The organism is Dapis purpurea BLCC-M126 (assembly GCF_050015975.1).
Lineage (GTDB): Bacteria > Cyanobacteriota > Cyanobacteriia > Cyanobacteriales > Microcoleaceae > Trichodesmium.
Window position 1 is genome coordinate 28188 of record NZ_JBNHER010000114.1, and the last position, 5230, is coordinate 33417.

The 5230-nt window shown below is 36.0% G+C and carries 3 protein-coding genes; 1 reads left to right on the plus strand and 2 read right to left on the minus strand.

All coding sequences use genetic code 11. From position 1 onward, the window contains the following. Window positions 1-784: hypothetical protein (locus ACP6PL_RS10560; protein WP_426545215.1), on the minus strand; the 784-nt coding region annotated here is incomplete at its 3' end. 211 nt (window positions 785-995) lie between these two features. Here ACP6PL_RS10560 and ACP6PL_RS10565 point away from each other — a divergent pair. Continuing rightward, on the plus strand, window positions 996-3779 hold the full coding sequence (locus ACP6PL_RS10565) for an EAL domain-containing protein (protein WP_426545216.1): 2784 nt from the start codon (window positions 996-998) through the stop codon (window positions 3777-3779). Between the two features lie 162 nt (window positions 3780-3941). Here the strand turns inward: ACP6PL_RS10565 and ACP6PL_RS10570 are convergent, their stop codons facing one another. After that, a complete protein-coding gene (locus tag ACP6PL_RS10570) occupies window positions 3942-5009 on the minus strand; it encodes an ABC transporter ATP-binding protein (RefSeq protein WP_426545217.1) in 1068 nt (355 codons plus the stop codon). Window positions 5010-5230: the final 221 nt, after the last annotated feature.

The window sequence follows — 5230 nt, forward strand, 5'->3', positions numbered from 1 at the left end:
AATTGACTGGTGCAGGCGCCACAGGTTGCATGAGAACATTTGTTAAGACTGGTTGGGGTCGGGGTATAATAGAATTGACTGGTGCAGGCGCCACAGGTTGCATGAGAACATTTGTTAAGACTGGTTGGGGTCGGGGTATAATAGAATTGACTGGTGCAGGCGCCACAGGTTGCATGAGAACATTTGTTAAGACTGGTTGGGGTCGGGGTATAATAGAATTGACTGGTGCAGGCGCCACAGGTTGCATGAGAACATTTGTTAAGACTGGTTGAGGTCGCCGTATAATAGAATTGACTGGTGCAGGCGCCAGAGGTTGCATGAGAACATTTGTTAAGACTGGTTGGGGTCGGGGTATAATAGAATTGACTGGTGCAGAGAGCTGGGTGGTGTTAACTTGTTCAATTCCGAATTGATTATTTTTAGTATTAGTAGTTTTCCTTTGATTAGGAAAATTTGCTCCTTGATGTTTGTCTGGAACAACATTTACATAATTTTTCAACTGTGAATTTTCAGAAGTATTAATATTTTGAGTTTGAGAGAGAATAAAATCATTGCTATGCTTTAACTCTAAGTTATTTTTATTGACATTATAACTTTGTTGTGATATGTTTTGAGTAGACACTAGAAGTGTATTTACTAGGGATAAATTATCTCTGTTTTGACTGATAGCAAAACTTACTCTCGGCTGAATTAATGTACCAACCGTGTATGTTGTAGCAATTAGAGGAACTGCTCCTAGTAAAACCTTGAATCTGGCAAGGACTGATTTTAATAAAATTCTCATACTACCTATAAACCTTCTACTAATGGGTAAAGGTGACTAGACTTAAAGTTATTAGTATTTAGTATAACATCTTATTTATAGCACTAAGTTAATGTTAAAATTAATTTTTGTACTTCTGTAGCTGAATCATGTCTATCAGCATTATCAACTCTAAGTTAGTTAATTAGTTAAAATTAACTAACTTAGAATTGAAGCAAAAATCATACTCTTTATGGATTCTATGTTTGCTTTAATGAATACTTGTATCTGGGTGTTGGATCAAACAGGATGCTTTCTAGAAAGTATTCCAGTAGATGGGGAATTATCCTTTCGAGAGGATAACCCCCTGAAAGTTCAGATCCGTCAAGTTCTTGAAAATACTCAGAAAAATATTTTGAGTAATTATATTAAAACTTGTTTAAAAACAAATCGTCAAGTAGAAATTGAACATAAATGTCAAATAGGAGAAGAACAGGTGAAATTTAACGCCAGTATCTATCCAGTTAATAAAGAAAAAGTTATATTAATTCCCCATGATATTCAAGTTATTAATTCCAATAATAAATCACAAAAATCCCACTCATTAGAAATCTCTGAAGCAGACGAGCGATTACAAACACTTTTAGAAGCAATACCAGGATTAGTGTCTTGGATTAGTTCTGATTTACATTATTTAGGAGTTAATAGACATTTAGCTAAAATATATAATATGGCTCCTGAAGAATTTATTGGTAAAAATATCGGCTTTTTGAGTGGAGATGATACAGACTTTACCAAATTTGTTCGCAATTTTTTTGCTAGTAATGCCACAGTTATTGTGCATGAAATGAGTTCAGCTGTAGGTCAATATCTCATAGTTGCTCAAAAATACAACCAGGGTCAAGCAGCGTGTACTGTGGGAATTGATATTACTGAGCTTAGGGAAACAGAAACAGCTCTAGCACTTACAGGTAAAGCGATAGAAAGTAGCAGCGAAGCAATTAGTATGACTAATGCTGAGGGCAATCATATCTTTCAAAATAGAGCATTTACTCAACTTTTTGATTATCAAAATGTAGCACAAGTAAATGCTATTGGTGGGTTACTAAGTTTGATAATAGATAAAAGAGTAACTCAGGAAATATCTGACAGTATGATGAGTGGAAGTTCGTGGAATGGAGAAGTTACCTGTCGGAGTCGTACCGGTCAAATCATCCAGATTTTGATGCGGATAGATGTCATCAGAGATGCCACAGATAAAATTACTGGGTTTGTTGCTGTCAGCACAGATATTACAAAACGTAAGCAAGCAGAGAAACTACTACGGGAAAATGAAAAAAGATTTAGGTCGCTTATCGAAAATAGCACAGATATTATTCATATTTTAGACAGTAATGGCATTTATCAATATGTTAGTCCCTCCCAAGAACGAATTTTAGGTTACACTTCAGAAGAATTAATTGGCAAATCTGTATTAGCGTTCATTCACCCCAACGATAGCTGGTGGATGGAACAGGTAATAGAGGGAGTAAAACAATATCCGAAAGCACGCCGGGGGTTAGATGAATATCAAGTCCGCCATAAAAATGGTAGTTGGTGTATATTTGAAGCTGTGGTAATGAATTTACTTGATGATGAATCAGTTCAGGGAATTGTAATTAACTGCCATGATATAACAGAAAAAAAATCTGTAGAGGAAAAACTGCTACGTCAATCTTTGTATGATAGTCTGACAGACTTGCCAAATAGAGCTTTATTAATGGATAGATTACAGCAAGCATTGGCACACACACACAGAAATCCTTCTGATTTGTTTGCTGTACTTACGATTAATTTAGATCGATTTAAGATTATTAATGAAAGTCACGGTCACTCCATGGGAGACAAACTCCTAATTGAAATTGCTCAACGAATCAAAACTTGTTTACGATTAAGAGATACGGTAGCACGAATAGGTAGTGATGAGTTTGTTATTCTCTTAGAAAGAGTTTACGATCAAGAAGATGCCATTGGTTTAGCAAATCTGATACAAACAGCGATCGCTCAACCTCTAGAATTAGATGGTCATAAACTCTTTATTACTGCTAGTATCGGAATTGCCATAGGTTCCCATAATTATAAATGGGCAGGGGATCTACTGCGAGATGCTAATATTGCGATGGATCAAGCCAAAGCGCAAAATCAAGGAAGTTATCTGGTATTTACCAGTTACATGCGCAGCTATGTTACAGAAATGATGCAGTTAGAGCGTGACTTACGTCAAACTGTGGAGATGCTAGAAGAATTTGTGTGCCCTACTTCCAATACTTTTTTACTCTATTATCAACCAATTATCTCTCTATCTACAGGCAATTTAGTAGGGTTTGAAGCGTTAGCACGGTGGCGACATTCTGAACGCGGTATGGTTCCTCCGGTAAAGTTTATCCCGATCGCAGAAGAAACGGGTTTGATTATTCCTCTGGGTCAGTGGGTATTTTGGGAAGCTTGTCGTCAACTACAAGAATGGCAAAAAATTGATTCTCAAACTAACCTTACTATAGCTGTTAATATTTCTGGGAAACAGTTTTCCCAATCTAACTTAATTTTACAAATTCAACGTATTTTGCAAAAGACAGGTATCGATCCTCAAGGATTAAAAATAGAAATCACAGAAAGTGTGGTTATGGATAATGCTGAGTCTGCTACTAAAGTTTTATCTCATCTACGGGATTTGGGAATGCAGTTAAGTGTCGATGATTTTGGTACAGGATATTCATCTCTAAGTTATTTACATCGTTTTCCTATTAATACTCTGAAAATTGATAAATCTTTTGTGACAAATATGGGAGTTAATGGAGAAAATTATGAGATTGTGCGAGCTATTATTACATTAGCTCATAGTCTAGGGTTGGATGTGGTAGCAGAGGGGATAGAAACTGAGGCACAGTTGGCTCAACTGAAGGATTTAGGATGTGAATATGGTCAAGGATTTTTGTTTTCTAAACCTGTAGATGTGACACAAGCAACAGCATTATTGGGTAGTAATTTTTATTCTTAATTGAAAAAGAGCTTGATACCATTTATCAGTTATCAGTACCTCCGGATAAAGCCAGAGGCTTGAAATACTGAATTTTCTTTTTTATCCCCTGAAAATGGGAGGCTTGAAAACTTATTTCTTGCTCGAACCATCAACCCCGTTTTTTGGAGTTTGACAAGATAACTATTGTAATAAGCGATCGCCTGACTCCACATCAAACCAATGAATTTGTTTAGTAGGTAATTCTAAAGTTACTAACTCATCCCAAGTTTGGTCATAAGGAACTAGAACTTTGATATTTTCTGCTGAATTTTCGACCTTTAAAATTAATAATTTTTCCTTACCTAAATCTTCGACTAAAACTACCTTTCCTTGAATAGTAATCCCTGAATTTTTAGCCCGATAAAAACGCACATCTTCCGGTCTAATACCCATAATAATTTGTTTTTTTCTGGTAGTAAAATCTGGTAAATCAATTTTACAATCTCCCAAAATAGCATAATTTTCTTCACATTTAAGAGTTAGTAAATTCATTTGCGGACTACCAACAAAACCAGCAACAAATTTATTTGCTGGGGAAGTATAAATTTGATGGGGAACATCAAGTTGTTGTAAATAACCATCAGATAAAATTGCTACTTTACTGGATAAAGTCATTGCTTCTGTTTGGTCGTGAGTTACATAAACTACGGGTTTTTGTTGAGAATTAAATAATTGTTTTAATTCTGCCCGTACCTGTTCCCGCAATAACGCATCTAAATTACTCAGGGGTTCATCTAACAAAAATACTTCGGGGTTTCGTACCAATGAACGAGCTAATGCCACCCGTTGCCTTTGTCCCCCAGACATTTCCTTGGGTTTGCGAGCTAGTAAGTTCCCTAAATCTAGTTTATGGGCAACATTATTGACTCGTTGCTGAATTTCATCTGGAGGTATTTTGCGGAGTTTCAGAGAGGCAGAAATATTTTCAAAGACTGTCATGTGAGGATATAGAGCATAACTTTGAAATACCATTGCAATGTTACGATCGCCTGGTGCTACGTTTGTGACATCGCGATCGCCAATAATTACTCTACCCTGAGTGGGTGTTTCTAAACCTGCAATGAGTCTTAGTAGGGTTGATTTTCCACATCCAGAAGGTCCTAATAAGGTTAAAAACTCTCCATCTTCAACCTCAATATTGATGTCCTTAACAGGAATAACATTAGGAGTAAATTGTTTTCTAAGATTTTTTAATTGCAGTTTTGCCATAACTTTCAATTGTTTCTTTCTTATTGTAGGCGTTGTTAATTTTAGAGTATTCCTGTTCTACTTCTCCACTATTGCCTTAATCATATAGCAGGTTTTAGATCGCTGAGTTCATTAATTGATAATTGATAATGGATAATTGATAATTACCTCTGGTTAAAACCCTTCAGGAATTGAAGATTGGGAAATATCCTAGCACTCTTCTCTTGGTCGATTGGATATGC